This window comes from Deltaproteobacteria bacterium (genome assembly GCA_009692615.1).
Taxonomy (GTDB): domain Bacteria; phylum Desulfobacterota; class Binatia; order UBA9968; family UBA9968; genus DP-20.
The window spans coordinates 39,138-65,553 of record SHYW01000001.1; the positions used below are offsets into that span (position 1 = coordinate 39,138).

Here is a 26,416-nt window from a genome sequence, read left to right on the forward strand (position 1 = left end):
CCGCATGATCCGCTGCCGCGACCTTCACAAAGTTTATCAGCAGGGCGACAATCGGATTACCGCGCTGGCGGGGATCTCATTGGAGATCGCCAAGGGTTCGTTCACCGCGGTGATGGGGCCGAGCGGCTCGGGCAAGAGCACGCTGCTGCATTTAATCGGCGGTTTGGACCGGCCGAGCGGCGGTGAATTGTTGGTCGACGGCCGCTTGATCGGCCAGATGGCCGACGACGAGATCACGCTGTTTCGGCGCACGCAGATCGGTTTTGTTTTTCAGTTTTTCAATTTGCTGCCGACGCTGAGCGCGCTGGAAAACGTCGCGCTGCCCTTCGTGCTCGACGGTAAATCCAAATCGGAAGCCGACGGCCGGGCGAATGCGCTGCTCACCAAAGTCGGTTTGCACAATCGCCAACATCATTTGCCTGAAGCGATGTCGGGCGGCGAAATCCAACGCATCGCTATCGCTCGCGCACTGTCGTTCAATCCGCCGGTGCTGCTCGCCGACGAACCCACCGGCAACCTCGACTCCAAGACCGGCGCCAGCATTCTCGCCCTGCTCAGCCAAATCAATCAAGAAGAAGGCTGCACGGTGGTGATGGTGACGCACAGTGGCGAGGCGGCGGGATTTGCCAGTGGGCGGATTTATTTGCGCGACGGAAGATTGGAACCGGCAGGGGTGAAGGGTGAAGGGTAACCCCGCTTTCTTCGATGCGCCTTACCCCTAACCCTTTACCCCTTACCGTATTTGCATGCTGCGTTTATTAACTACCATCTCCTGGCGTCATGTGCGGCGCCATCGGCTGCGCACGCTACTTACTTTCTTAGGTATGGCGCTGGGCGTGGCGGTGATTGTCGCCATCGCTTTGGTCAATCGTTCGCTCACCACTTCGTTTCAATCGACCATCGAACAGATCGCCGGTAGGGCGGTGTTGCAGGTGAGCAACAGCGAGAGCGGTTTTGCCGAGGCGTTGTTTCCGATCGTTCGCGACACCGACGGAGTTGCCGATGTCGCCGCGGCGGTGGACGGCTTTTTGCCCGTGAGCGGTGTGCCCTCGGAGCGGCTCTATGTTTACGGCGTCGACTTGCTGACCGATTTCGTCATGCGCGATCATCAATTTGTCGGCGCTGATTTTGGATTCGATGGCGCCTTAGATTTTATCGCTCAGCCGGACTCCATCGCTCTCACCGAAACGTTTGCGCACCGTTACGGCTTGCTACTGGGCTCGGCGATCACGCTCAACACCAGCCTGGGCAAACAGGTCTATCGCGTGCGCGCCTTGCTCAAAGAAACCGGCACGGCGAAAGTGTTCGGCGGCAACTTCGCCTTGATGGATTTGCCTACCGCGCAACGTGCTTTCGGCAAACAGGGCAAACTCGACATCGTCGACATTACCGTCGAAGCGGGCGCGTCCATCGAAAGCGTGCAAGCGCGCCTGCGCCAGCGCCTCGCCGGCGCCGTCGATGTCGAGCGGCCGAGAAAGCGCGGCGAACAGATCGAGTCGCTGCTCACTTCCTTTCGGGTCGGACTTTTCTTCGTTAGCTTGATCGCGCTGTTCGTCGGTTTTTTTCTGATCTACAACACGGTGGCGGTGTCCGTGGTCCAGCGCAAACGGGAGTTCGGCACCCTGCGTTGCATCGGCATGCGGCGCGGCGAGCTGTTGCGTCTGATCGTGGTCGAAGCGTTATTGCTGGCCATCGTCGGCGCCGCCATCGGCTGCGTGATCGGCTGGGCGCTGGCGCAAGCCGCGCTGTTGGCCGTGGGCGAGACCGTGCGTAATCTTTTTTCTTCCATCGGTCTCAGCGGCAGCAGTCTCACGCCGCGCGAGCTTGGCCTGGCTTTGGCGAGCGCCATCGGCGTCGCCCTATTCGCGGCGTTGCATCCGGCCCTCGATGCGGTTTCGATCAGCCCGCTGGAAAATGCCCGCCAAGCTCTGTGGCGGCCGGTGTTTGACGGGCGCAAGTCTTGGGCGACGCGCTTTGGCATCATCAGTTTTGCCGTCGCGCTGGCGCTGATCGGCGCGGCGCCGCTGATTTCCGGCGCGGTGCGCCAATTTAGCTTCGGCGTCGTTGGTATGTTGATATTCTTGCTCGGTCTAGCCTTCTTCGCGCCGCTGATCATTCATCATGCGGTGCGCGGCTTCTGGCGCTCATCGCTGCGCTTTCCCGGTATCAGCTGGGCTGAAAGCCGTTTAGCAGCGGACAGCTTGCGCCGTAATCCGTTTCGCTCGGCGATCACGGTGGCGACGTTGATCATCAGTTTGGCAGCGATTTTTACCATCGCCGCCTTCGTCAACAGCGTGCGCGGCTCGCTCCTAGCGTGGGTCGATCAGATGGTGACGGCGGATATTATCATCAGCTCCGGCGCCCGAACCGCCGGGCCGCGCAATGTCTCGTTGCACGAAGAGCCGACGGCGGGCTTGCGCGCGTTGCCGGGAGTCAAGGTCGTCGATCTTTATCGGTTGGTGCGGGCCAATTATCAAGGCCGACCCATCGTCGTCGAATCGTTTTCCGCGGTGGCCTCGGCGAGCGTGCGCACGCTGCCGATGGCTGAGGGCAATGGCGCGCGGGCGTTGCGCGAGATGGCCGAAGGCAAAGGCGCGATCATCAGCGAAAGCTTTCAAACTCGCTTTAAGAAAAACCTCGGCGACGACATCGAGATCGTCACGCCGAGCGGCCCGGCGACCTTCAAAGTGTTGGCGGTCTACATCGACTACTCGTCGGATATCGGCAGCGTGCTGATCGATCGGGCGCTTTATAAAAAATATTGGCGCGATGAATTGGTCGATGCTTTCGATCTCTGGTTGGAACCTGGCGCCGACATGCCGGCGCTGATTCAGCGCATTAAAGACGACTACGGCGAACGCTATCGACTGTTCATCAGCAGCCACCGCGAACTCAAGGACGCCGTCGTGCGCATCATGGAGCAATCCTTCGTGGTCAATTACGCCGTCGAAATCGTCGCCATCGTCGTCGCGATCTTCAGCGTGATCAATACTATGTTAGCGTCGGTGCTCGACCGTGGCCGCGAGATCGGCGTGTTGCGCGCCATCGGCGCCACTCAGGTGCAAGTGCGGCGCAGCATCGTCATGGAAGCGGCAGCGATGGGTTTGATCGGCGGTCTACTCGGTCTGTTCGCCGGCTCGCTGATGGCCTATCATCATGTGGTCTACAACACCAAGTTGCTCACCGGCTGGACGTTTCAGTTTTATTATCCTTACGGCATCGCCGGTTTGTCGGTGTTCGCCGCGATAATCCTGTGCGGCCTCGCCGGCTGGGGCCCGGCGAAACAAGCGGCGTCAACGCCGATCGTCACTGCGATCGGGTATGAATAAGATCGATTAGCCGCAAAGAACGCAAAGTCGGGGAATCTCCGATTCTCGCTACGAGGTCGGCAGTTCGGTGAACATGACGAAGCGGGCGCGGCGGTTTTGCACGCGGCATTCTTCGCTGGCTTCGAAGCAGGCGGGGGCTTCTTTGCCGTAGCTGATGGTCACTAATCGGTCGGCGGCGATGCCTTGTTCGATTAAGAAAGCTTTCGCCGCTTGGGCACGCTTGGCGCCTAGCGCGAGGTTGTATTCCGCCGAGCCGACATCGTCGCAGTGGCCTTCGACTTCCACTCTGGCTTTGGCATTGGCTTTCATCCACGCGGCGTTTTTCTTGAGCACTTCCTGGGCCTCGGCTTCGAGGTCGACACTGTCGAATTTGTAATAGACATCTTGCAGCGCAGCGCCCGGCGGGGTGACCGCGGCGACGCCGCGGTTGATCGCTTCCAAGGCCGACGGCGAGCGCGCCGCGACCGTGGTTGGCGCCGGGTTGAGCGAGGTCGATGTCGAGAACAAGTTGGCGATCGGCGATTCGTTGGCTGTGCACCCGGCGAGAACGATAGCCGCGCAAAAATAGCCGACGGTGAAACTTCTAGAGCGAATTGTTAGATTGAACATGATCAGCGAATAATAAAAAGTTATAGATCATCCTCGCGATTTGATCGCGGCTTGTCAAGTTTTTTTGCCAATTATTGTCGCGCGTGGCGATTCATTTGAGTTCGCCAGTCCACCGCGAAAAAATCGCACCACAGATTGCCCCGAAGGAATCGATCATGACATCCGCCAAGCTGGCGCTGCGGCTCGGCACGAAGGCTTGATGCCATTCGTCGCTCGCCGCGTAGATCGTTGCTATGACAATGCACCAGAGCCCGCGGACGATGGGCGATCGCTTGGGAAATTCCCGGCGCACAGCGCGGAGGAGCAAACTGGCGAGAATGAAATATTCGCTCCAGTGGCCGAGCTTGCGTAGAGTGAGATGGATGGCGGCGAATTGTGCGGCGCTGAGGGCGGGAAATAGTGCGGCGAGTAGCGGTTCGAGCCAGGAGGCGGTGTTGGCGCCATAAAAATTATCGCCGGAGAAAAAGAAAATCACCGCCATCCAACCGGCCACCGGTCCCCAGCTTTTCATCATGCGCTAGCCGTCGCTTGAGCCGGCTTCGGTTGCAACAAGGCAAAATAAAGCAGCGCGGTCAGCCAGCAGATCGCCATCAAAGCCCAGTAAAGCATCTGGTAACTTCGCGTGCGGTCGTAGACAATGCCGGCGAGCAGCGGCCCGAGGACGCTGCCCCAAGTGTAGAGAAAGCTCATGCTGCCGCGAATCTTGGCGAAGTTGTGCCGGCCGAAAAAATCGCCGACGGTGGCCCAAGTAGTCGGAAACAATCCTTCGAAGACGCTGAACAGCAACAGCGCAATCCACAGCTGCCATAGCTGTCTGCCGTTGAACAAAAAATAAATCGCCACGCTGCCGAGCAGCATGAAGCCGGCCATCAAGCGCGGTTTGTCGAAGCGATCGCCGAGCCAGCCGATCAATAAATGCGTCGGCATGCCGCAGATGGCGATGACGCTCAAATAAAAAGCTCCTTCGGTTTCCGAGTAGCCTTTCCAAACCAGGATCGGCACGAAGTGGACCAGTACGGCACTGGAGCAAGCGGCGCGCAGGGTGGTGGCGACGGTCAGCAGCCAAAATTGATGGGTGTGGAGCGTTTGGCTGAGCGACAGCTCGCGCGCGGCGGTTGCCGTGGCGGTGTCACGATTTTCTTTCGTTTCGTTGAAACGTGCGGTATCGCCGTCGGACAATAATCCCAGGCTTTCGGGTGAACGGTGAACGCAAAACGCCAGCGGTAAGCCGACGAGGAGAAAGGCGATGCCGGAACCGATGGACGCGCTGCGCCAACCCCAGCTGTGTACTGCGTAGGCGAGAAACGGCGTTAGCAGCGCGCCGCCGAGGGCTATGGATCCGCTGGTGATCGACATGGCCAAGGCGCGTTTGCGGATGAACCAAGTGTTGGCCAACGCCATCGTCGCGTCCATGAAACCGGCTTGGTAGGGGAGCGAGATGATGCCCATGTAGACGATCAGCAGCATGGTGTAACTGTGCACACCGGCCAAGAGCAGGTAGCCGACGCCGGCCAGCGCGATGGCGATGGCGATCACCGGACGCGGCCCGTAGCGGTCGATGCAGTAACCGGCGACCGGTCCTTCCAAGGCGCCTTGGGCGCGCGCCAGCGAGAAGACCAGCGATGTCGCGGTGCGCGTCAGGCCCAGTTCTTCAGTCACCGGCAAAAAAAACACCGAGATGCCGTAGGCGTGCAAGCCGCCGCCGAGCACGCGGATGGCACAGCTGACCGCGATCATACGCCAGCCGAAGTAGAGGCCGCGGAGTTTGTCGGGAATTGCTTGAAACATCAGTGCGGTTTCGGAGGGCGCAGCGTGGCGTAGAGCAAACCCGCGGTGATGGCGACGGCGATGTAAGCCGACATCAGTGGCGCGTAACTTTGGTAGCGGTCATAGACATAACCGGTGATCACCGGACCGAGGGCTGGCCCCCAGAGATAGAAAAAACTCATGCTGCCGCGGATGGTGGCGAAATGTTTGCGGCCGAAAAAATCTCCCACGGTCGCCCAGCTCACCGGGAACAAGGCTTCGACGAAGGTAAAGAGAATCGTGAACAGCCACAGTGTCCATTCACTTTCGCCGTAGGCCAAGATCGCCACGGCGCCGGCGCCGATGAACATGCAGATCGCCATCAACGTCGGTTTGTGCACGCGATCGGCGATCCAACCAACCAGCAAGTGGGATGGCAAACTCATCAGCGCCATGGTCGCGAGCATCGCCGCGGCGCGCGCCTCGCTGGCGCCGCGCCAGACCATGATCGGCACGAAGTGCACGGTGATCGAATTAAAGACGCCGACGCGGGTGGTCGTGGCGAGAACTAGTTTCCAGAAGGCGGCGGTTTTTAGCGCTTGTTTTAGGGTGAATTCGTTATCGGATTCGAGTGCGTGTTCCTGATCGTGTTCGGAAATTGCTGGCGATTTATCTTTTGGTTCGGCTGGCGGGGCGCCGTCGGGGAGTAGGCCCATGGCTTCGGGGGAGCGCTTGACGTAGAGCGCTACGGGGATTCCCGCTAGGATCAGACAAGCGCCGGCGATGAAAGCGCCATGACGCCAACCCCAGGTTTGCACGGAGTAGGCGAGCAATGGCGTGATCAAAGTGCCGCCGATGCCGATGGAGCTGCTGATCAGCGTCATCGCCATGGCGCGGTGGCGGATGAACCAGGAATTCGCCAAGACCATCGGCGAGTGCATGAAGCCGGCGGAGAAGGCCAGGGAGATGACACACAGATAGATTGTCAGTAGGGCGGTGTAATTCTGCACGGTGGCAAGCAGCATGTAGCCCAAGCCCGAGAGCAAAATGCCGGCGAGCATCATCGGCCGGGGCCCGAAGCGATCGATGACATAACCGGCTAGCGGCCCCTCGATGGCGCCTTCGGCGCGGGCCAAGGAAAAAACTAACGAGGTCTGGGCGCGCGATAAACCTAGTTCATTGGTGATCGGCAGAAAGAAAATCGTGAAGCCGTAAAGATGAAAGCCACCGCCGAGCATGCGGATCGCCGAACCGGCGGCAACCATGCGCCAGCCGTAAAAAAGGCCGTTGAGCTGTGCGGTGAGTTTGCTGGTCATCGGTGTATCGGTAGGGAAAGTTCCAGCGAGGCGAATTCTTTTCAACCTATCCGAGGGAGGCGAAGTCTGTCAACGCGGTCTGCGAAAATCGCTGATAGCCGCGTTTCTGGGTTGTCGTTGGGTGAACGCACGAATGTCGCTGGGGGATTTTTTCACCACAGAGCACACAGAGAACACAGAGTTCGGAAAAGTATTTTCTCTGTGATCTCTGTGTGCTCTGTGGTGAATCAATCTTCGTTTTGAGACTAGATCCCTCACGTTCGTTCGGGATGACAATCTGGATAATGGCTTGCACCCCAGGTTGTCATTTCGACCGTAGGGAGAAATCTGTCCGGCTCCGGTGCGCTCGCCGTCATTCCCGTGTAAACGGCAATCAAGGTTCGTTTCTGGCAAAAAAGCTAAACTTTATCCCTTGCAGGTCACCCACTGGCGCGGGTAAGCGTTCAAACTTTCGCAGCCATATTTTTTTATCACCAGAGTTTCGCCGAATTGCAGGCCCATCTTTTCGTCGTAGGTCATGAGATTGGGCTGGATGACGATCACCATGTTCTCGCGAAAGGTGATCTCGCGCGAGTCGTGGCGCTTGCGGGATTTGGTTTGAAAGATCGGCGGATATTGATTGACGCCGTGGACTAGATCGTCGTAGGTGCTGTAGCCGCGCTGGTGAATGATCTCCGCCGCTTCTTCGGCTTCGGTGGTGGTCGCGCCGTCCTTGATTACCTTCGACAAAATGTCGAAGGCTTCCATCGCTGCGTCGTGCATTTTTTGCCAATTCGGCGTGGGGCCCTCGCCGATGGAAAAGGTTCGGTGGATCTGGCCGCTGTAGCCGGAGTAGGCGCCGCTGATCTCGCTGATCAAGGCGTCGCCTTTTTGCAGCTTGCGATTGGAATGGAACTGGGATGGCACGCAGAAGTCCGGGTTCGCCATCGGCATGCTGCTGATGAAATGAATCCCGGCGTAGCCGCCGGCTTTTAGATAAACCGGTTCGATGATCGCGGGAATTTCATCTTCGCGCAGGCCGGCGTGCAAGCCTTCGGCCAGCGCTTGGATCGATTGGTCGGTGAGCTTAGAGGCGGTGCGGATGCGTGCGATTTCGTCGTCGCTCTTGATCGTCCGCATCATGCGCAGCTTGCCGCCTAGTTCGACAAAAGTCGCGTTGGGATATTTTTCGCGCAGCCGATTGAAGACCTGATAGGAGATCGATCCGACCAGGCCGATCTTTTTTCCTTCCAGGCCGCGCTCGGCGATTAATTCGACGACGCTGTTCGTAGTATTCGCGCCGGCCCAGCGCAGGTCGGGAATCCACGACATCACCTTCGCCATTGGGTAGTGATTGAACAGCTGCATCAAGATCACCGGTGGCTTGCCGGTTTGCATAAGCAGATAAGCTTCCCGGCTGCTCGGCCAATCGCTCAGCCAATAAATGTCGGAGGAATAACGCCCGCTGCCGTAAATCACGGCGGCATCAACGCCTTCCTGTTCCATGAGAGCATAGAAAGCGCGATGGCGGCGATTCAGTTCGGCGTCGGAAAATGTCGGATAGTCGGATCGTTGGCGCATAGTTAAGAACTCCTAATGTGAATTGTCAGTTGGGCCGCGGCGATTTCGCGATCGGCGGTTGCTTCGGTCTAGGCCAGCAGTCGGCCGTAGCCGGGAATGGGAATTTTCATGCCCAGGGTCTGCAGCACCCACCACAAGGCCGCCGCCGTCGAAGCAACGACCGGCCGGCCGGTGTCATCTTCCAGTTGCTGTACATAGCCGACGGTGCGCCAGCGGCCTTGGAGCACGAGACTATCGACATCGGGGTTTTGGCGAAACAGTTCGCGGGCGACTTTGTAGGATGCGTAGTCCGGCAGTTTTACTTGATCCACCGGCTTTGAAACTTCGAGTCCTTTGATCGCCCTTACTTGGACGCCGCCGTCGTCATAATATTTTTTGACCGCTTGGTTGATCGAATCTTTATAAGCCGTGACAATCACGGTGCTTTTAACTTGCAAATATTTCAGCGCCGCGGCCGTGGCGCCCATCGCCGTGCTGACTGGCAAGCCGACTTGGCGCGAAAGTTGGTCGACCACTTCCTGCTCTGCGGCGAAGCCGCGCTGAGTGCCCAGCGTGATGCCGCCCATCAAAATGACGTCGCATTCTTCAGCCTTGAAAATTCCCAAGCCGGCGCTTAGGGCGTCGATCGCCTTGTTAAATTCGCTTTCGGTGTGCGACTGAACGTTCAGTCCCGACGAAACGATGGTGAAGCCTTCGGGAAGGATCAAATCCCAATCCGAGGGGGTTTCGAAAACCGAGGGAGAGAGATAGCCGATGCGTGCTTTCCAACCGGACATGGAGCCTCCTTAACTGCTGTGAACTTTTCTTATCTCAAGCTGGTGGCGATGGGAAGCTTTGGCAAGCGTTTTGACCCGCGTCGCGGCAAATCAAGAGACATCGCTGAAATAAAATGTTATCCTTACGTCTAATCGATAACCACCCCGGCCAAGGTGTCGGCAATAATGAAAGGGATAACCTGGAGTACCAGCTAGAGCTTATGAATCTTAAAGCAGAAATGAATTCGATTAAATTTCTTCAATGGCTTCGTTTGAGTGTCGTAGTCGGGTTGCTGCTGGCCGGTCGGGACAGCCAAGCGGCGGGCACAGAGCCACAAGAGTTTAACCGGCGTGCCACGGCCACGGCGCAGTTGCTGGCCGGCATCATGCCCAATCCTCCTGAGCCTGCGTTCAATCGCTTTACCGAACTCGATGCTTGGAAAGAGCATCAAAAATGGATGACCAGTCAATGGGCTTTGGTGCGCGGCCGGCTCAATACCATGGAAACGTGGCGCGACCACGAAGTGAAAGTCACCGGCGCTGCGAAAAAGACCATGCTCTACCCGTTCAGCGGCCCGGACTTTATCAATGCCTATGCGCTGTTTCCCGATCACGCGCGCTATGTGTTTTTCAGTTTGGAGCGGCCCGGCGCGCTGCCCGACATGGAATCGGTAACCACGGTGCAGTTTATTAAACTACTAACCGACGTGCGCGGCGCCTTTCGCGACATCTTCGAGCGTAATTATTTTATTACCTCCTACATGACCAAGCAGCTGACCACGCCGTGGGTGCGCGGCACGGTGCCGGTGATGGCGACCATGATGGCGTTGATGAACCGGCGCATCGTGCGCATCGAACCCATCGATTTATTTCCCGAGTTGAACCGTGCCTACGACACTCCAGACGCCAAGCGGCCGCGCTTGTTGCTGCGCGGCGTGCGCGTCGACTTCGCCAACCCGGCCGCGGCCGGAATTCAGCAGCTTTATTATTTTTCCTTGGACGCCACGGATAAAGCGCTCGATTATTATCCCGAGTTTCTCAATTGGGTCGGCCAGTACAAACCGGCCACCGCGCTGATCAAGTCGGCATCCTACCTGTTACATGATGGCCAGTTCGCCAAGACTCGGGCGACGATTTTGGAATCAGCCGATTTAGTCGTGCAGGACGATACCGGGATACCTTACCGCTTTTTGAATCAAGCGCCCTGGCATGTGAAGTTGTTCGGCAGGTACAGCAAGCCGATTCGGCCGATGGAATACGCCTATCAAAAAGATCTCGAAAGCGCGTTCAAGGCCGCTCCCGACCAAGCCGACTTGCCGTTCCCGTTCGGCTATCATTGGCGCAGCAAACAATCGGCTTTGATGTTGGCCCATCGTCAGTAATCGAGTGAGAGCTTCGCCGGCGCTTTTCCTGATCGGAGCTTGTCTCGCCCTTATGGCGCAAAGCTGTGCCACGCAAATCTCTCGACGCACCTTTCAAACCAGCGACGGCGTGACGCTATCGCTGCTTGAAGCCGGTTCGCAACACACGAAGGATTCCAATATCACCATCGCGCTGATCACCGGCTGGTCCATGCCGGCGGCGATCTGGCAAAATCAAATCGAACATTTTAGCCGGCGGTATCACACCCTGGCGCTTGACCCGCGCGGCCAAGGCGAGTCGGAAGTGCCGGCGGCTGGTTTCACCGCGGAGCGGCGCGCCGCCGACTTACAAGAATTTCTTGCGCCATTAAAAAACGTCTTGCTGGTCGGCTGGTCGCTCGGCGCCATCGAGTCGCTGCAATACCTTCACATGTTCGGCGCCGAACGGCTGGCCGGTCTAGTATTGGTCGACAGTTCGGTGGGCGAAGAACCGGCGCCGGCGCCGGGCGGGACTTTTTTACAGGCGCTGCGCGACGAGCGCGACAAAACTCTCGACGGGTTTGTCCGAGCGATTTTCAAGAAACCGTTGAGCGAAGATGAAGTCGCGCGTTTAATCGGCGGCGCCAAGCGCATGCCGGTGGAAAGCAGTATCGCGCTGTTGTCCTATCCGTTTCCGCGCACACACTGGAAAGAAATCGCCCACGCATTTAAAAAGCCGCTGCTTTATGTGGTAACGCCGCAGTTTGAAGAGCAGGCGCAAAACCTGCAGAAGAACCGGCCTGGGACGCAGGTAGAAGTTTTCAAAGACGCCGGCCACACTTTGTTCGTCGATGAAGCGGAGCGTTTCAACGCGCTGATTGAGAAATTCGCTGCATCGCTGTCGCGCCGTTAATCTCTAGCTTTCACCTTCCAGACCCTTTAGGGTCGGCACCTGTACGAGCTGACAAGAAGAGTTAGCGCTAGCGGACCAAGGTGAGGCAACTAATATGGTCAAATTATTTTGTCCGAACATCGTTGCCCGATTAACTTTTTTGATTGTCTTCGCGACCACTTTCGCAGGCTGTCAGGATAAGTGGAAGGCACCCTGGCGACTAGATTCAAAGTACTCAGACTATCTGACAACAATGGCATGGGATTATAAAATGATTGCAGGGCACGGCAGTGCTAACACGGTTGATGGCATGCTTATCTATAAGATAGGAGATAAAATTCCAAATGGGGCGAATCGAATTTTTAGTCTTGAAGAACTTTTTGAGCGGGACATTCTATATGAGAGCCGTGACAAGGAATTCATCCGAAAGTTTTTGGAAGCCGCGCAAGACGAAGTCAAGCCTACGCCTACTGAAGCATGCCAAATTGATTGGAACGAAGCATCTTTACATGTGATTCTACTCGACAATACGTTTATGAGAGCAGGTTATTTCATATTTAGGACATGTAAAAATGCGGACAACGGAACTGTGTTTACCATGCGCTTTACTCATTATCGCACAAAGTCGTTAGTTCCACTGATAAGGGCAATCGACCCTGTGCTGCATCACGATCCGCAGTTGCCATTATCCACGCGTTAGCTCGGGAACTGGTCGAAAGATTTTTCGCCCCTATAATAACTCCTTCGTCTGCTTCGTATCTTCCTGGTGAAATCTACGGCTCGCGGAACAGCCTTCGTAGGATGTGGCGACCGCAGGGAGCCGCATCGTCGGTAAATCGCGCGTGCTCGATGCGGTTCGCGGACTCACCGCATCCTACGAGAATCCCTGCGTGTTCTTCGTGCCTTCGTGGTGAAATATGCCGTTGTCGAACGCTACGGTTCGCCGAACAGCCGCACGGTGTTGTCGTAGAGCAGTTTTTGCTTTTGCCTTTCGGTCAGATCCTGCCGTTCGAGGATTTCCAACGCGGCGTTGTCTCTGCCTTCGCCGTGGGGGAAATCGGAGGAGAACAGGACGTGGTCTTCGCCGATCAATTCGAAGAGCAAGTGGAGCATGCGATCGTCGGCTTCGGCGGCCATGAAGATTCTCCCCGACTTCACATATTCGCGAATGCTCGCCCGCGGCAGTTCGCCGGCGTTGGGCATGCTCAGGCCAAACGGGTGAGCGCCGCGGTCGAGGGGCAAGTAATGATCCATGCGCGAGACCATGTAGAAAATCCATTCGGCGCCGAATTCGAGAAACGCGACTTTCAAATCCTGATAGCGGTCGAGCAAGCGGTGGCCGACGATGGCCATGAAGGCCAACTGTGCAGGTAGCGACATGCCGATGATGTGGCAGTCGTAAATGCTCCGTCCCAACTGCGCCAGCGGCGGATAGCTCATGCCCATGTGCACGCAGAGCGGCAGCTTCGTACGCGCGAACTTATCCCAGATCGGCAGAAAACTCGGATCGGAAAGCAGCCGTTCGCCGGCGGTGCCGAAGACCACGGCTGCTCTGGCGCCGAGCCGCTGCATCTCTTCGATAGCGGCCAAGGCTTCGCGCGGCTCGCGCAGCGGTAATAAGCCCGACCATTTAAGCCAGGTCGGATTGGCCGCGCATTGTTTGGCGATGTAGCGATTGTAAGCGCGAAACAACGCGGCCTCGAATTCCGCATCGCTGGTCATATGCGCATAAAGCGTGCTGGGAAACAACATCTGAGCGTCGAAGCCCATGCGCTCCATGTCGGCCAGCCGCGCCTGGGGATCGTTGAGCGTCATGCTGCCGACCGAACAGTGCTCGCGCTTCATATCGGCGCCGAATTCGCTCAGCACGTTGCGCGGCGTGTTCGCCTGCTGGGCGCCGGGACCAAGCGCGTGGGGTTCGAGCGACCCTTCGATCAACCAACCGGCGTTGAAATTTCCCAAACCGGTTTCGTCGTGCACCGTCACCGGCCGCGGCCGGCGCGCACGAAACTGTTCGGGGAGGTCCTCCCACATACGCGGATTGATCGAGCCATGGGCGTCGGCGTCAAATACTCGGTAGCCTTGAAGCATAATCAAATTTTCCTTTTCAAGTGTTTCATCGGTGCCATGTTCAAATTGTTTTGTTCACCACGAAGCGCACGAAGGACACGAAGGGTTCGGATAATTTAATCTTCAACCTTCGTGATCTTCGTGTCCTTCGTGGTGAATATCCTGTCTCATCGTTCAGCGCAGTTTGCGCCGCGCCTCGGCGAGAAACCCGTTTTCTTCGAGAGCGCGCACGAAGGCCGGGTTGTTGAGTTGGTTGATGTCGACCTGGGTGACTTTGGGATTGATCTTGGCGACGATGCGCTGGACGATTTTCCAGGCGGCGGGATCGGGCATGAGTTCGATGGTCGCCATCTGGGTCAGCACTTTGTAGGAGGCTTCGGCGTCTTCGAGGCGCGGGAAACGAAAACTCTTGCGCAGGATCTCCGTAACGTCGGTTTTGGCTGCGGGGTCGTGGATCAGCAGGACGCTGTCGATCAGGCCCTTGAGCAAGCGCGTGATGGTGTCCGGCGAACTCGACGGCGTGTCGCGCAGAAAGCAAATGGTCGTGCCTTGATAGGGTATCGGTAGTTTGCCGATATCGGCGAGAACATTGGCGTCGACGCCGCCGTTGCCGAGGGCCTGGGTGACCGTGGCGGTGTCGCCGAGGATGCGCATTTTTAAATCGTACTTGTCCGCATCGATACCGAGAAAATCCAAAGCGATCATGGTCTGCAACCAAAAGCCGCCGCCGATGCTTTGCACGCCGAAGGTTTTGCCGCGCAACTCTTCCAGCGTGCGGATTTCTTTTCTTGCGATTAGCTCCCGGGGAATCTTCTGCACCGGTGAGGCGACGCATTGCAATCGCATACCGCCGGCCGCGGCGCTGAGCGCGTTGGCCGGCGAGCCGTAGTTGTATTGCACTTGGCCAGACGAGAGCGTCGCCATACTGAGCGAGCCGTTGCGCAGTTGCACGAGGCGAACGTCAAGGCCGTATTTTCTAAACGTGCCTCTCTCAATGCCGACCCACATGGGCCCGACGGTTTCGTTTTGGCCGGCGTAGGCGACGAGTGTCGGGCTCGGGGTTTGAGCATTCGCTACGCTTACGCCCGCCGTCTAGGCGATCATGACCGCGTTTAACGCTAAACGGATTTGCCGCTTCTGCTGCATGGCGCGACCCTCTCGCGATGGGCAATGGGAACCGATTTCTGCCAGTATACTGAAAAAGCCTGTAGGAGTCCTTCGACGAAGCTTAGGACGAACGGAGGGGATTTAAAATCATTGAAGATTTTCCGTTCATGCTGTGGCTCTCGAAGCATTCCGAAACTTTTTTCAGCAATTTGCTAAATCATTGCCAGAGCCGTTTGAAAAAACCGCTTTTCTCCAACTCGTCGACGTAACGGTTGTCGTAATAAGCTGTCAGTGGAGTCTTTTGCGCTGCCTGGCCATCGATCAACTTCAGACCGACGAGTTGCTCGGCGAGATCCTTGAAAACCTCAGGCGGCACGCGCGGGTCTTTGGCGAAGGCGTCGATGCCGGCCTGATAGCTTTCTTCGAGCATGATGGTGCGGCTAATTTTAGTGTACTTGCCGAGCACCTTGACGGCCAAGGCTTTATCGTCGTGAATCTTCTTCAAGCCGTCGTACACCGCGGCGATGAAACGTTTGACCACATCGGCGTTCTTGTCGGCGTAGCCGCGCCGCGCGACGATGCCTTGTTCGATGAAACGGATATTCATGTCGCGGATCTGTTTGATGCTCACCAGCTCGCGAAAACCTTTTTCGCGCAGGACGACGCTTTGCGGCGCCGGAATCATGGCGCCGGCGATGGCGTTGGTGCTGAGCGCGGTCATGGACTCCGGATAGCCGCCGGTTTGCACGATGACGGCGTCGCTAACATTGGACCGGTCCAAGATCGCCTTCGCGGTGAAATGGGACACCGAGCCGAAGCGGGTTACGCCGACGGGCTTGCCGGACAATTGCCCGATTTGGGTAATCGACGGCTGGACGTAGAGCGGCACGCTGAAGGATTTCACCAACGCGGCGACTTGGATGACGTCGCCGCCCTTGAGCACGTTGGAAATCACCGCCGGACCCGCCATACCGGCGAGATCGGCTTCGCCGGCGAGCATCGACTGCACGATCATCGACGACGCTCCGGCGAATATCGGATCGACTTCCAAGCCATGCTTCTCGAACAGCCTCGCTTCATAGGCCACTAGAAAAGGCAGGCTGTGATAGGAAATCGGTGAGTAGGGAAATTTAATCTTGTCGAGGGCGAACGTAGAGCCCGCGAAAATTAGCAGCGAAGCCAGTAATGTCAGGGAGCGTAGCAAATTTTTCATTGATATTAACCTCAAGAAGAACCCCTCGATAAGGAGTGACGGCCTACTCGGGGAACCGGAAAGAATTAATCCGATTTCCCGAGTAGCGCGCAGCGCGTAGCGAGGGATTCAGATTTTGTAAAAGCGCCGAGCGTTGTCGCCCAGGATCGCCGCTTTGTGTTCGTCCTTCAAATCTTTGCGCACGACGATCTCGTCGATTTCTTCCAAGCAGTTGTCCAGCGAAATCTCGTGGGGAAAATCCGAGGCGAACATGAAAGGCTCGGGGCCGACGCGCTCGATGGCGTAGGCTAGCGCTTTCTCGTTACCTTCGCAGCTGCAAAATAATTTGCCGCTGGAAAAATATTCCACCGGTTTGCGTTTGATTCTTAGCCCGCCGTATTCCTGTTCTCGGGAGAGACGGTCGAGCACCATCGGTATCCAGCAGGTACCGCCTTCCAAGAAGCCGACCCGCAGGTCGGGAAATTCATCGAGCACGCCGTCGACGATCATGCCCGTGGCGGCGATGGCCAGCGGCACCGGCATACCGAGGGCGCGGGTGGCGGGGAAGACTGTATAGGAATTGAAACCGAGATCGCCGTAACAGCCGCCGTGGACGGCGAGGGCGCAATCGAGCTTGGCGGCTTCTTCATAAACCGGCCAGAAATGTTTGGCGCTCAAGTGCGGGTTGAGTCCGTTGGACGGCAGCATGGCGGCAACCATGCCGAGATCTTTGACGGCGCGGCGTAATTCTAATACCGCGGCGGAAACATCTTGCAGGGGAATCAAGGCGATGCCTTTGAGGCGGGAATTGTATTTCAAATATTTCGCCGCGAGCCAGTCGTTATACGCTTTCGCATAAGCGATCGCCCATGGGGTAAAAACCACTTGGCCATAGGCGAGACCTTCGGTGGGGAAAAGCGCGCTAAATTCCAAACCCATCTTGTCGAGAAACTGCACCCACTTCTCCGGGCCGACGCTGGGATCGAAGGTTCCCGGTTTGCGCTCTTCCAAGCGCGGTGTGTGAAAGCGGTCGAGACTCGGCAAGACGCGCCGCGGATTCATATGACCGGTGGTTTTAAACGGCTCGCCGACCAGCCGGATGATCTCGTCGGTGTTCTCCATCACGTGGCCGTCGCAATCGACATACTTGTGCGCCATGGTTCTGCCTCCCAATGCTTTGCATTTCCTCCTGCATAGTGAAGCTTGGGGTCGGCTGTCAACAGCTGATCGGAATTGCTGTAAAAATTATTTCGCAGTAGACGCATCGGATGATTAGCCGCAAAGAGCGCAAACCGCACAAAAAAGGAATCGGAATCGTAGGAACAAGGCGTGCCTTGCCCCTGTGGCGGTGGTGGAATGTTCGTCCAGATTTGCTTGCGAAGACAAAAACCTTTGCGTAGGATCGACGCGGTTGGAGTTGTCTGCATGGGATCGCTTAGCGGTATCATAATTTTTGCATTGGCGCTTATGACGGCGGCGATTTCGATGAGTGCTAATTCGAAGCAACCGGAGGACATGGTGCGCGTGGCCGGCGGGGCTTTTTTGATGGGCAGCAAAGATGGAGCAGAAGATGAACGGCCGCAGCATTCAGTCGATGTCGCGGCTTTTTTCATCGATCGTACCAAGGTTACCAATTCCCAGTTCGCCGAGTTTCTCAATGACATCGGTCCCAAGGGAGCCAAGGGAGAAAATTATTTCGATGTCGAGGACAACGACGCCCGTGTGCATCGGCGCGATGGCACGTGGCAAGCGGACGTTGGTTTTGAAAATAATCCCGTCGTCGAAGCGTCTTGGCATGGCGCGCTGACGTTTTGTCGTTGGCGCGGCAAACGTTTGCCCAGCGAAGCTGAATGGGAGAAGGCGGCGCGCGGCACCGATGGGCGAAAATATCCCTGGGGCAACGAACCGCCGGATGGGACGCGGGCGCATTTCAACGGCGGCTGGAACGATTTTCGTCCGGTGGGAAGTTTTCCCAAGGGGGTCAGTCCCTACGGCATCCTCGATGGCGCGGGCAATGGCTGGGAGTGGGTGAGTAGCGCCTATCTGCCGTATCCTTACAGATCGAATGACGGCCGCGAAGATCTCAGCCGCGAGCAGGTGCGCGTCACCCGCGGCGGCGGTCAAGATGGGCGCGCCGACGAATTGACCACGACTCATCGCGGGCGCCATGTGTCGCGCAACCCGCGCGGCGGCCATCATAACATCAGTTTTCGCTGCGCCGGCTGAACCTTCATCCACCATGTCAGTCTATCTCGTCATTAAAGGTATCCTCATCGGTTTCGTCGTCGCCGTGCCAGTGGGACCGTTGGGTATTCTGTGCATCAACCGCGCGCTTGGCACGGGCGCGCTGTGCGGATTGTTGTCGGGACTCGGTGTGGCCACGGCGGACGCCTTGGCTGCGGGGATCGCCGCGCTAGGAATTTCGTTGGTGTCAGGCATCTTGAGCGATTATCAAATTCCCTTGCGCGTCGTCGGCGGAATTTTTCTCTGCTACTTGGGCTGGCAGACTTATTGGACGGAGCCTAAAGCGCAAGCCGCGTCGGGCCAAGTCAGCGGCCTGTTGAACGCCTATGCGACGACTTTTTTTTTGACCATCTCCAATCCGGTAACGATACTTTCATTCATCGCGATTTACGCCGGTTTGCATGTGCCGAGCTTGCACGGCCGCTATTTCGCTGCCACGGCGCTTGCCTGCGGCGTGTTTGTCGGCTCGGCTTCCTGGTGGGTCGCGATGTTCGTGACGATGACCGTCTGCCGCAGTAAGTTCGACTTGCGCTTGGTTCATTGGGTGCATCGCATCTCCGGTGTCCTGATCGGCGGTTTCGGCATCGCGATTCTGCTCAGTTTGACGCCGCTGAAAGCCATGATCGGCATTGAGTTCTAACATGGCCAACCCGCAAGATTCGTCAGTGCGCCACGATGGCGCGGTTCCTTCAGCGGTCAACTGCGTGTTGGCGGGCTCTTATCTTCTCGTCAATGTTTATCAGTTTGTCGTTTTGCCGCTTTGGCTACTGCCGAGTGCGCGTCCCTGGGGTTGGACGCTACTGCCATTCGCGCTGCTCAATAATCCGTTCTGGAGTCTGCTGCACGAGGCGATACACGATCTGCTCCATGCGAACCGGCGCGTGAACGGCGTCATCGGCCGCGGCCTGGCGATTTTGTTCGGCTCGCCGTTTCGCATTCTGCGCCTAAGCCATCTGTTGCATCATAAATTGAATCGCCTGCCAGTGGAGGGAACGGAATATTACGATCGTGACAAAAGTACCAAAGCCGCGGCGGCGCCGGGATATTTTTTTCAGATTTTAATTGGGCTGTATTTAGTCGAGGTGGTGAGCCCGATGTTGTTTCTGCTGCCGCGCGCTTGGTTGCAATGGTTCAAAGCGCGCTATATGCCGCCGCAAAGCGTCAGCGCTATCTTGATGCAGAACTGGCTTGGCGCCGAAGCGCTGCGCGAGATTCGCGTGGATGGATTGCTAACGTTGACCTGGCTGTCGTTATCGTTTTGGCTTTACGGCGAAAACTGGCCGATGCTTCTAGCGCTGTTATTGGCGCGCGGCTTTTTGATTTCTTTTCTCGATAACGTTTATCACTACGCGACGCCGGTGAGCGATATATTCTACGCCAAAAATCTGTGTTTGCCGGCGCCGTTGAGCAAACTGTTGCTTAATTTCAATCTGCACGGCATCCATCACATCAACCCGGCGATCTCGTGGATTCATTTGCCGAAAGCGTTCGCGGTGCAAGCGGGCAAGGTTCAAGGCGGCTATTTCGCCGCCGCGCTCAGCCAATTCGGCGGCCCCATCGCGCTGCAGGACTTGCCTCAGAGCGGTGTGGCACTGAGCTTGCGCGCGGAATGATATGGGTGGGACGGGCGCAGCATGCCGCGCCCCTACGGGACATTCTAAATTCGGCTCAGTTTTGTTTGCGAAACAGCAGGACGGAAAACCATTGGTTGGGATCGGTGAAGTGGGCCACCGGCGCTAGGCCGAAGAAACCCAACTGTTCTTGCAAGCGGTTGGGATCGAACTTGCGGCTGATCTCGACGAGGATATTTTCGTTTTCCTGCCATTCGAAATTCGCACCGCTATCGGCGAAGCGAATTCGTTGGCGGGCGGTGGCGACACCGTGCATTTCAATTTGCCGCCACTCGGGATTGAACCACGAGTCGTAGCGCATTCGTTCGACATCGAAGTTACCGGCCATGCGCCGGTTGATGTTTTGAAAGACGTTTAAGATAAACTTGGCGGTGATGCCTCGGCTGTCGTTGTAGGCGGCTTCCAGGAGTTTCGGATCTTTGACGCGATCGGCGCCGAGCAGCAAATAATCGTTGGGCCCCATGGCCGCCGACAGGGCGCGAAAAAAGCGCGGGAAGTCGGTGAGATTGAAGTTGCCGATGGTGCTGCCGAGAAAGACGAATAGGGTCGGCAGGTTTTTATCGATGGCGCCGAAGCCTGCTTCGTAGCGTGAGTGAATGCCGTGAAATTCGATTTGCGGAAAATCTTTTTGCACAGCGCTTTGCGATGCGAGCAGACCGGCGGCGCTGACATCGATGGGGGCAAAGATGCAATGGCGCCGTTGCGCCAGTTGCTCGGTGAGCAAATGGACGGTTTTCTTGCTGTAGCCGGCGCCGAGCTCGACGATGCATTCAACCGGCGCGCTGGCGATGATGTCTTTGGCGCGGGCTTCGAGGATGCTATTCTCCGTGCGGGTCAGATAATATTCCGGTAACTCGCAGATCTCTTCGAACAGTTCCGAGCCGGTGTCGTCATAAAGATGATAAGCTTCGAGCCAGCGCGGCTGATCCCAAAGGGTCGTCAAGATCGACATCGTCGGTGCGCCGTCGAGATCGGCGCCGGCTAACGACCAGATGCCGGGATGGTGCGAAAGCCAATGGAGTCGTTGCTCGGTGGCGAAAATACGTGGCGGTGTCGGTTGTTTCATGGACGGGGAGACTATAAAAGAAATTGACCAACGATGCGACCCCGAGCGAGCTTCAATGTCTAATCCATCGAGCACGATAAAATTTCACGACGTCAATTTCGTACTGCCCGGCGGTAAGAAGCTGCTGGCCAATCTCAATCTCGACGTCGGCGCCGGCGAGACCTTGGTGTTACTCGGCCGTAGCGGCTCGGGCAAGACCACGACGATGAAACTGATCAATCGGTTGATCGATCCGACCTCGGGACGGCTGGAAGTTGAAGGCAAAGCGACAGTCGACTGGGATCCGATCCAACTGCGCCGGCGCATCGGCTACGTGATCCAAGAGATCGGTTTGTTTCCCCATCTGACCATCGAACAGAATATCGGCGTGGTGCCACGCTTGGAAGGCTGGGCCGCTGAACGCATTCAACTGCGTGCGCGCGAACTTTTAAATCTAGTTGGCCTAAACGCTGACAGTTTTGCCGGCCGCTTTCCCAGGGAACTATCCGGCGGCCAGCGCCAACGAGTCGGCGTGGCGCGGGCGCTGGCCGCCGATCCGCCGGTGATTTTGCTCGACGAACCGTTCGGCGCCCTCGATCCAATCACCCGCCGCGAGATTCAACGGGAGTTCAAAAATCTCCAGCAGGAACTCGGCAAGACCATGGTTTTCGTCACCCATGATATCGCCGAAGCGTTCGTGCTGGCCAATCGCATCGCCCTGCTCAAGGACGGCGAAATGATTTTACTTGGGCCGCCCGCCGAGTTGCTCGAATCGAACCATCCCGAGGCGCGCGCCTTCGCCGAGTGCTTTCACGACGGCCAGAATATAGCGAGGCCGGCGTGACCCTGCTGGAATTTTTCACGCACAATCGTGGCGAGTTGGGCGAGCTGATCTTAGAACATTTGTTTCTGGTCATCGTTTCCACCAGCATCGCGATCCTGATCGGCGTGCCCCTCGGGATTCTCTTGACCCGCAAACCGGGGCTCAGCAAACCGGTGTTGGGCTTCGCCAACATCATGCAGACGGTGCCGAGTCTGGCGCTGTTCGGTTTTTTGATCCCGCTCAATTTCTATTTCTTCGGGGTCAAGATTGTCGGCGGCATCGGCGCCCACACCGCGATCGTCGCTTTGGTGCTCTATTCGCTGTTGCCGATCATTCGCAATACCTTTACCGGCATCAACAACGTCGATCCGGCGATCCGCGAAGCCGGGCGCGGCATGGGCATGACCGATCGCCAACTGCTCTTTCAAGTGGAATTGCCTTTGGCTCTCGGCGTGATCATCGCCGGCGTGCGCGTCGCCACGGTGATCTGCGTCGGCACGGCGACCATCGCCGCCGCCATCGACGCCGGGGGATTGGGGCGCTACATCTTTCGCGGTTTGCGCGCCAACGACAATGTCTTGATCCTCGCCGGCGCGCTGCCCGCCGCGCTGATTGCCTTGGCGGCGGATTTACTTTTGGGTTATGTCGAGCGGGCGATTCAGCTAAGCGGCGCGATCAGAATCAATACTCGCAAACTGGTTTGGTCGGCTGCGGCGCTTGGCTGCGGGGTTCTGGTCGCGAGCTATTTTCTCATTGGCAAGAGCGGCGCGCGCATCGCGGTGGGTTCTAAGGATTTCACCGAGCAGGTGATTCTCGGCGAGATTCTCGCCCAGGCGATCGAAGCGACAACCGGCGCCCAGGTGGTGCGCCGCTTCGATCTTGGCGGCAACTTGGCGCATGAAGCGATGATCGCCGGCGAGATCGATCTTTACGCCGAATACACCGGCACGGGTCTGCTGGCGATACTCAAAGAGAAGCCCATCGCCGATCCCCAGGAAGTTTATCGGCGTGTTCAGGGCGAGTATGCCAAGCGGTTCAACTTCGTTTGGACCGAGCCCTTGGGTTTCAACAATACCTTCGCGATTTTGGTGCGCGGCGAGGACGCGCGCAAGTTCAATCTCAAAACCGTCAGCGATGCGGCGAAGGTGTCGGCGCAATGGCGCGCCGGCTTCGGCCAAGATTTCATGTCCCGCGCCGACGGTTATCCGGGTTTTTCCAAAGCCTACGGTTTTCACTTCGAAGAAACCCGCGAGATGGATCTGTCGCTCACCTATCGCGCCTTGGCGGAAAAACAGGTCGATCTGATCGCGGGCAATTCCACCGACGGTTTGATCGCGCGTTACGGATTGTTTCAACTGGCCGACGACCGCAAATACTTTCCACCCTATGACGCCGTGCCGGTGGTGCGCCAAGCGACGCTAGAAAAATATCCCGCGCTGCGTGAAGTGTTGAAGCGGCTCGGCGCGATTCTCACCGTCGACGAAATGCGCAAGCTCAATTACGCCGTGGACGGCGAAAAGCGCCAAGCTAAAGAAGTCGCGCGGGAGTTCTTGCTGAGCAAAGGTCTTCTGCGTTAAGGGTGGGGTGCCCGGTCAGGCTGCGCGTTTTCGTTTTGGGCGTGGGGTAAAATGAATGGCGATACCAACGGCATCCAAAATAGCCGCAAGTGATGAAAACTTTGGATTACCTTTTTCAGATAGCACGCGGTAAAGATTCTCGCGATTGAGCGCGGTTAGCTTCGAAAGTGCTCGAACTCCTCCTCCAGCTTCAACGACGTTACGAAGCCCGACAAAGAACACTTCTTCGGAGTCGTGGTAACAAGCATTAAGATATTCCGCGGCTTCATTGGGATCGCGGAGCTGTTTGAGTAGTTCACTTTGATAGCTTCTTGTCGGCATGATATTCCCTCCACAGTTTTTTGGCCTGCGCGATATCGCGCTTCTGCGAACCTTTGTCGCCGCCGCAGAGCAGCACAACCAAAAACAATCCATCAGGGCCGAAGTACACCCGGTATCCTGGGCCAAAGGCAATGCGCAATTCATGGACGCCGTCGCCGATGCTTTTGGAGTCTCCCAGGTTTCCGAGGCGAACACGGTCGAGTCGTGCGCGAATGGTGGCTCGCGCCTTTATGTCCTTGAGCTGATTTAGCCAATCGAGAAACGGTATTTTTCCATCGATTGCCTCATAGATGAGAAGCTGCCGTTCCACGCGTGAATCGTAGCTCAAAAGCTACTACGCTGCAATCTGCGATCTTGAGTAGAACATGTTGCTTTGCGAAATCGCTGGCGGTCGAGCCGTACGCTACTAACCTTTATGTGCGCGAATGATATTTTGCCCCAGGCGCCAGCGCAGCACTTCGTTGGCGCCTTCGGTGATGCGGGTGCTGCGGATTTGGCGGTACCACCATTCGAGCGGCAGTTCCTTCATCAAACCCAAACCGCCGTGCACTTGGATCGAGCGGTCGACGACGCGGCTAGCCATTTCAGTCGCCATGACTTTGACCATGTAGGAGAGATCGCGCACGTCTTCGCCGCGGTCGACGCGCCAGGCGCATTCGTAGACCATGTTGCGCACGGCGTGAATCTCCATGGCCGAGTCGGCGATCATGAATTGAATCGCTTGGCGCTCGGATAGCGGCTTGCCGAAGGTGACGCGCACTTTGGAACACTCGATCATCATGTCGAGGGCGCGCGAGGCGATACCGACGGGGCGGGCGCCGTGGCCGCGGATGCGTCCTTCGCCGATCCATTTTTGCGCGATGGAAAAGCCGCCGCCGATCTCGCCGATCAGGTTGTTCGCCGGCACGCGGACGTTTTCGAAATACAATTGCCATGGTGCTTCACCCATCATCGCTGGCCATTGGCGCTCGAGATTGACGCCGGGGCTTTTCAAATCCACCGCGAAGCAGCTGATGCCGCCGCGCGCTTTCTTCTCCGGGTCGGTGACCGCCATCAGTTGCACGTAGTCGGCGCGGCCGGCCGCGGTAATAAATCTCTTGGTGCCGTTAATAATAAAATCATCGCCATCGCGTACCGCACGGGTGCGCATGTTGGCCGGGTCGCTGCCGGCGTCGGGTTCGGTTTGGGCGAAGCAGAACTTCATCTCGCCGCGCAGCACCGGTTTTAAAAACCGTTCCTTCTGTTCGTCGCTGCAATAAAATAATACCGGCCGCACCTCCGGTCCGAATAATTCTAGACTGCGAAATGGCAGAGAAGCGGCGCGGGCGATCTCTTCGTGAATCACGCAGCGCGGCAACAATCCCAGGCCGGCGCCGCCATATTCCTCCGGTACGTCGAGCATCCACAAGCCCATCGCCTTGGCTTTTTCCTGCAATGGCTTGAGCAGATGATCGGGCATGGGCCCTTCGCTGTCGTGGCGGTACTCGCGTTCCAGCGGGATCAGATCTTTGTCGACGAACTTGCGCACGGTGGCGCGCAGGATTTGGATTTCTTCGGGTAAGTTGAAGTCCATGTCTGCTCTCCGTTAAATGTTCCTTTTGTGACTGTACATTCGTCCTTAATCACCTCCGTCATGCCGGCGCAGGCCGGCATCCAGGTTAAGTATAAATGCGACGGGTGACAAACCTGGATTCCCGCCTACGCGGGAATGACGGAATGACGGAAACAAGATTCTAGTCGCTCGCGACAATTTTATTCGACAGCGCGCCGATCTTGGACGACGACACTTCGACGGTGTCGCCGACTTTCAAGAACAGATCGAGGGGCCGTTTGCCTTCGGCGCTGCGGCGCGATTTATCCGCCGCGGTTCCGGCCGAGGTGCCGCCGGCGATGACGTCGCCGGGGACGAAGGTGAAATCTTGAGATAAATATTCCAACACTTCGCCGAAGTTCCAGATCATCTCGCTAGTGCTGTAGCTCTGACGCACCACGCCATTGATTCGCGTCTCGACGTCGACTTCTTGCTGGCCGGTTTCGCCGACGACGATGCACGGACCCATGGATGCGGCGCCGTCGAAGTTCTTTTGCAAATTATAGCTTACCGCGCGGTCGGTGCCGCCGCCGTCGCGAATCGACCAGTCGTGGAATAATGTCACGCCCCAGACATAGTCATTTACTTTGGCGGCGGAAATATTTTTGCCGCGCTTGCCGATGACGATTGCGACCTCGCCTTCATAGTCGAAATAAGTCACGCGCTTGGGAAATGGAATCTCGCCGCCCGGTCCGGCGACTTCGGCGGGAACTTTCCAAAATCCCCACTGGCCGGCCTTCTTCGCTTCCGCTGCGACTTCCTCGACGGTGATGTCGGTCTTGCCCAAGCGGTTAGCCCACATGCCGAGCAGATGATTGGCGTAGTTGCCGCCGACGCAAGCGATGCGCCGCTCGGGCCAGGGCGCGTGCAACTGAACGGCATTCAAAGCTTGGACAACACCATCACCGCCCGGCGCAGTATTACTGAACCGTTCGACGACCTGTTTGGCTTCCGCTAAGGCGGGTGCTCCAGCTTCGATAAAATCTAACAGCCGCGTCGGCAATTGCGACGAGCCGCGATTGAGATCGATGACGCGGTCATCCAACAAAGCGCCGACGCGCCGTTGCGGACCGAATACTACGATTTTCATTTTCTCGCCTCCAAATTATTTCCGTGTGGATTGGCGTAACATCTCGGTCGGCTTTGGGTCAAGCGGTCGAACATCTTCGAATTAGGAGGTTGGCCGCACCCTTCGACCGGCTCAGGGCGATCGGGATGCAAAGGTCGCAAAGAACGTTCGGGATTGCAGGGGCGACCGGCTGGTCGCC

General features: G+C 57.3%; 25 protein-coding genes. 10 read left to right on the top strand and 15 right to left on the bottom strand.

What is annotated here, in order from left to right:
• The first annotated feature begins 4 nt into the window (after positions 1-4).
• Both EXR70_00195 and EXR70_00200 read left to right on the top strand, forming a co-directional pair.
• A complete protein-coding gene (locus EXR70_00195; protein MSP36892.1) occupies positions 5-691 on the top strand; it encodes an ABC transporter ATP-binding protein in 687 nt (228 codons plus the stop codon).
• A 55-nt stretch (positions 692-746) separates the two neighbouring features.
• On the top strand, positions 747-3,329 hold the full coding sequence (locus tag EXR70_00200) for an FtsX-like permease family protein (GenBank protein ID MSP36893.1): 2,583 nt from the start codon (positions 747-749) through the stop codon (positions 3,327-3,329).
• Between the two features lie 48 nt (positions 3,330-3,377).
• On the opposite strand, the gene pal is transcribed toward EXR70_00200, so the two are convergent.
• The 6 genes from pal to EXR70_00230 all read right to left on the bottom strand — a co-directional run bounded on the left by pal (position 3,378) and on the right by EXR70_00230 (position 9,336).
• Positions 3,378-3,938 (bottom strand): peptidoglycan-associated lipoprotein Pal, encoded by a 561-nt coding sequence (gene pal / locus EXR70_00205; protein MSP36894.1) that lies wholly within the window; start codon positions 3,936-3,938, stop codon positions 3,378-3,380.
• 91 nt (positions 3,939-4,029) lie between these two features.
• Positions 4,030-4,452 (bottom strand): VanZ family protein, encoded by a 423-nt coding sequence (locus tag EXR70_00210; protein ID MSP36895.1) that lies wholly within the window; start codon positions 4,450-4,452, stop codon positions 4,030-4,032.
• The gene (locus EXR70_00215; GenBank protein MSP36896.1) at positions 4,449-5,726 is read right to left on the bottom strand and encodes an MFS transporter; all 1,278 of its coding nucleotides are present in this window, start codon (positions 5,724-5,726) and stop codon (positions 4,449-4,451) included. Before EXR70_00215 ends, EXR70_00210 begins: the two co-directional genes overlap by 4 nt.
• The gene (locus EXR70_00220; GenBank protein ID MSP36897.1) at positions 5,726-7,000 is read right to left on the bottom strand and encodes an MFS transporter; all 1,275 of its coding nucleotides are present in this window, start codon (positions 6,998-7,000) and stop codon (positions 5,726-5,728) included. Before EXR70_00220 ends, EXR70_00215 begins: the two co-directional genes overlap by 1 nt.
• A 405-nt stretch (positions 7,001-7,405) precedes the next feature.
• Positions 7,406-8,560: an aminopeptidase P family protein gene (locus EXR70_00225; GenBank protein MSP36898.1), complete on the bottom strand. Its 1,155-nt coding sequence runs from the start codon at positions 8,558-8,560 to the stop codon at positions 7,406-7,408.
• A gap of 68 nt (positions 8,561-8,628) precedes the next feature.
• A complete protein-coding gene (locus EXR70_00230) occupies positions 8,629-9,336 on the bottom strand; it encodes a hypothetical protein (GenBank protein ID MSP36899.1) in 708 nt (235 codons plus the stop codon).
• A gap of 200 nt (positions 9,337-9,536) precedes the next feature.
• Between EXR70_00230 and EXR70_00235 the strand changes: the two genes are divergently transcribed.
• The 3 genes from EXR70_00235 (at position 9,537) to EXR70_00245 (ending at position 12,247) form a co-directional block, all read left to right on the top strand.
• Positions 9,537-10,697, top strand: a complete 1,161-nt coding sequence (locus EXR70_00235; protein ID MSP36900.1) for a hypothetical protein — start codon at positions 9,537-9,539, stop codon at positions 10,695-10,697.
• 52 nt (positions 10,698-10,749) lie between these two features.
• Complete coding sequence (locus EXR70_00240) at positions 10,750-11,568, top strand: alpha/beta hydrolase (protein ID MSP36901.1); 819 nt, start codon at positions 10,750-10,752, stop codon at positions 11,566-11,568.
• Positions 11,569-11,662: 94 nt separating this feature from the next.
• Positions 11,663-12,247: a hypothetical protein gene (locus EXR70_00245; GenBank protein MSP36902.1), complete on the top strand. Its 585-nt coding sequence runs from the start codon at positions 11,663-11,665 to the stop codon at positions 12,245-12,247.
• 233 nt (positions 12,248-12,480) lie between these two features.
• On the opposite strand, the gene EXR70_00250 is transcribed toward EXR70_00245, so the two are convergent.
• From EXR70_00250 to EXR70_00265, 4 genes are all read right to left on the bottom strand, one after another.
• Positions 12,481-13,638 carry an amidohydrolase gene (locus EXR70_00250; GenBank protein MSP36903.1) on the bottom strand — a complete coding sequence of 386 codons (1,158 nt, stop codon included), beginning with the start codon at positions 13,636-13,638 and terminating at the stop codon, positions 12,481-12,483.
• Positions 13,639-13,791: 153 nt separating this feature from the next.
• On the bottom strand, positions 13,792-14,625 hold the full coding sequence (locus EXR70_00255) for an ABC transporter substrate-binding protein (protein MSP36904.1): 834 nt from the start codon (positions 14,623-14,625) through the stop codon (positions 13,792-13,794).
• A gap of 316 nt (positions 14,626-14,941) precedes the next feature.
• Positions 14,942-15,937: an ABC transporter substrate-binding protein gene (locus EXR70_00260; protein ID MSP36905.1), complete on the bottom strand. Its 996-nt coding sequence runs from the start codon at positions 15,935-15,937 to the stop codon at positions 14,942-14,944.
• A gap of 108 nt (positions 15,938-16,045) precedes the next feature.
• On the bottom strand, positions 16,046-17,074 hold the full coding sequence (locus EXR70_00265) for an amidohydrolase (protein MSP36906.1): 1,029 nt from the start codon (positions 17,072-17,074) through the stop codon (positions 16,046-16,048).
• A gap of 198 nt (positions 17,075-17,272) precedes the next feature.
• On the opposite strand from EXR70_00265, the gene EXR70_00270 reads away from it, so the two are divergent.
• From EXR70_00270 to EXR70_00280, 3 genes are read left to right on the top strand one after another with little or no spacing between them, the layout of a single operon-like run.
• Positions 17,273-18,142, top strand: a complete 870-nt coding sequence (locus EXR70_00270) for a hypothetical protein (protein ID MSP36907.1) — start codon at positions 17,273-17,275, stop codon at positions 18,140-18,142.
• Between the two features lie 13 nt (positions 18,143-18,155).
• Positions 18,156-18,800 (top strand): LysE family translocator, encoded by a 645-nt coding sequence (locus tag EXR70_00275; GenBank protein MSP36908.1) that lies wholly within the window; start codon positions 18,156-18,158, stop codon positions 18,798-18,800.
• 1 nt (position 18,801) lies between these two features.
• Positions 18,802-19,773: a fatty acid desaturase gene (locus tag EXR70_00280; protein ID MSP36909.1), complete on the top strand. Its 972-nt coding sequence runs from the start codon at positions 18,802-18,804 to the stop codon at positions 19,771-19,773.
• Positions 19,774-19,828: 55 nt separating this feature from the next.
• On the opposite strand, the gene egtD is transcribed toward EXR70_00280, so the two are convergent.
• Positions 19,829-20,857: an L-histidine N(alpha)-methyltransferase gene (gene egtD / locus EXR70_00285; protein ID MSP36910.1), complete on the bottom strand. Its 1,029-nt coding sequence runs from the start codon at positions 20,855-20,857 to the stop codon at positions 19,829-19,831.
• A gap of 55 nt (positions 20,858-20,912) precedes the next feature.
• Here egtD and EXR70_00290 point away from each other — a divergent pair, with 55 nt between their 5' ends.
• Both EXR70_00290 and EXR70_00295 read left to right on the top strand, forming a co-directional pair.
• Positions 20,913-21,680 carry an ATP-binding cassette domain-containing protein gene (locus tag EXR70_00290; GenBank protein MSP36911.1) on the top strand — a complete coding sequence of 256 codons (768 nt, stop codon included), beginning with the start codon at positions 20,913-20,915 and terminating at the stop codon, positions 21,678-21,680.
• Positions 21,677-23,236, top strand: a complete 1,560-nt coding sequence (locus EXR70_00295) for an ABC transporter permease subunit (GenBank protein MSP36912.1) — start codon at positions 21,677-21,679, stop codon at positions 23,234-23,236. The genes EXR70_00290 and EXR70_00295 overlap by 4 nt, the downstream gene beginning before the upstream one ends.
• Positions 23,237-23,251: 15 nt before the next feature.
• On the opposite strand, the gene EXR70_00300 is transcribed toward EXR70_00295, so the two are convergent.
• From EXR70_00300 to EXR70_00315, 4 genes are all read right to left on the bottom strand, one after another.
• Positions 23,252-23,557 carry a transcriptional regulator gene (locus EXR70_00300; GenBank protein MSP36913.1) on the bottom strand — a complete coding sequence of 102 codons (306 nt, stop codon included), beginning with the start codon at positions 23,555-23,557 and terminating at the stop codon, positions 23,252-23,254.
• Complete coding sequence (locus EXR70_00305) at positions 23,532-23,867, bottom strand: type II toxin-antitoxin system RelE/ParE family toxin (GenBank protein MSP36914.1); 336 nt, start codon at positions 23,865-23,867, stop codon at positions 23,532-23,534. The genes EXR70_00300 and EXR70_00305 overlap by 26 nt, the downstream gene beginning before the upstream one ends.
• A gap of 96 nt (positions 23,868-23,963) precedes the next feature.
• Complete coding sequence (locus EXR70_00310) at positions 23,964-25,130, bottom strand: acyl-CoA dehydrogenase (protein MSP36915.1); 1,167 nt, start codon at positions 25,128-25,130, stop codon at positions 23,964-23,966.
• A gap of 160 nt (positions 25,131-25,290) precedes the next feature.
• Positions 25,291-26,238 carry an FAA hydrolase family protein gene (locus tag EXR70_00315; GenBank protein MSP36916.1) on the bottom strand — a complete coding sequence of 316 codons (948 nt, stop codon included), beginning with the start codon at positions 26,236-26,238 and terminating at the stop codon, positions 25,291-25,293.
• Positions 26,239-26,416 lie beyond the last annotated feature (178 nt).

Bases quoted from the DNA above. Each gene is read 5' to 3' on its own strand.
- EXR70_00195 (MSP36892.1), top strand. From the start codon at position 5: ATGATCCGCTGCCGCGACCTTCACAAAGTTTATCAGCAGGGCGACAAT.
- EXR70_00200 (MSP36893.1), top strand. From the start codon at position 747: ATGCTGCGTTTATTAACTACCATCTCCTGGCGTCATGTGCGGCGCCAT.
- pal (MSP36894.1), bottom strand. From the start codon at position 3,938: ATGTTCAATCTAACAATTCGCTCTAGAAGTTTCACCGTCGGCTATTTT.
- EXR70_00210 (MSP36895.1), bottom strand. From the start codon at position 4,452: ATGATGAAAAGCTGGGGACCGGTGGCCGGTTGGATGGCGGTGATTTTC.
- EXR70_00215 (MSP36896.1), bottom strand. From the start codon at position 5,726: ATGTTTCAAGCAATTCCCGACAAACTCCGCGGCCTCTACTTCGGCTGG.
- EXR70_00220 (MSP36897.1), bottom strand. From the start codon at position 7,000: ATGACCAGCAAACTCACCGCACAGCTCAACGGCCTTTTTTACGGCTGG.
- EXR70_00225 (MSP36898.1), bottom strand. From the start codon at position 8,560: ATGCGCCAACGATCCGACTATCCGACATTTTCCGACGCCGAACTGAAT.
- EXR70_00230 (MSP36899.1), bottom strand. From the start codon at position 9,336: ATGTCCGGTTGGAAAGCACGCATCGGCTATCTCTCTCCCTCGGTTTTC.
- EXR70_00235 (MSP36900.1), top strand. From the start codon at position 9,537: ATGAATCTTAAAGCAGAAATGAATTCGATTAAATTTCTTCAATGGCTT.
- EXR70_00240 (MSP36901.1), top strand. From the start codon at position 10,750: ATGGCGCAAAGCTGTGCCACGCAAATCTCTCGACGCACCTTTCAAACC.
- EXR70_00245 (MSP36902.1), top strand. From the start codon at position 11,663: ATGGTCAAATTATTTTGTCCGAACATCGTTGCCCGATTAACTTTTTTG.
- EXR70_00250 (MSP36903.1), bottom strand. From the start codon at position 13,638: ATGCTTCAAGGCTACCGAGTATTTGACGCCGACGCCCATGGCTCGATC.
- EXR70_00255 (MSP36904.1), bottom strand. From the start codon at position 14,625: ATGTGGGTCGGCATTGAGAGAGGCACGTTTAGAAAATACGGCCTTGAC.
- EXR70_00260 (MSP36905.1), bottom strand. From the start codon at position 15,937: ATGAAAAATTTGCTACGCTCCCTGACATTACTGGCTTCGCTGCTAATT.
- EXR70_00265 (MSP36906.1), bottom strand. From the start codon at position 17,074: ATGGCGCACAAGTATGTCGATTGCGACGGCCACGTGATGGAGAACACC.
- EXR70_00270 (MSP36907.1), top strand. From the start codon at position 17,273: ATGTTCGTCCAGATTTGCTTGCGAAGACAAAAACCTTTGCGTAGGATC.
- EXR70_00275 (MSP36908.1), top strand. From the start codon at position 18,156: ATGTCAGTCTATCTCGTCATTAAAGGTATCCTCATCGGTTTCGTCGTC.
- EXR70_00280 (MSP36909.1), top strand. From the start codon at position 18,802: ATGGCCAACCCGCAAGATTCGTCAGTGCGCCACGATGGCGCGGTTCCT.
- egtD (MSP36910.1), bottom strand. From the start codon at position 20,857: ATGAAACAACCGACACCGCCACGTATTTTCGCCACCGAGCAACGACTC.
- EXR70_00290 (MSP36911.1), top strand. From the start codon at position 20,913: ATGTCTAATCCATCGAGCACGATAAAATTTCACGACGTCAATTTCGTA.
- EXR70_00300 (MSP36913.1), bottom strand. From the start codon at position 23,557: ATGCCGACAAGAAGCTATCAAAGTGAACTACTCAAACAGCTCCGCGAT.
- EXR70_00310 (MSP36915.1), bottom strand. From the start codon at position 25,130: ATGGACTTCAACTTACCCGAAGAAATCCAAATCCTGCGCGCCACCGTG.
- EXR70_00315 (MSP36916.1), bottom strand. From the start codon at position 26,238: ATGAAAATCGTAGTATTCGGTCCGCAACGGCGCGTCGGCGCTTTGTTG.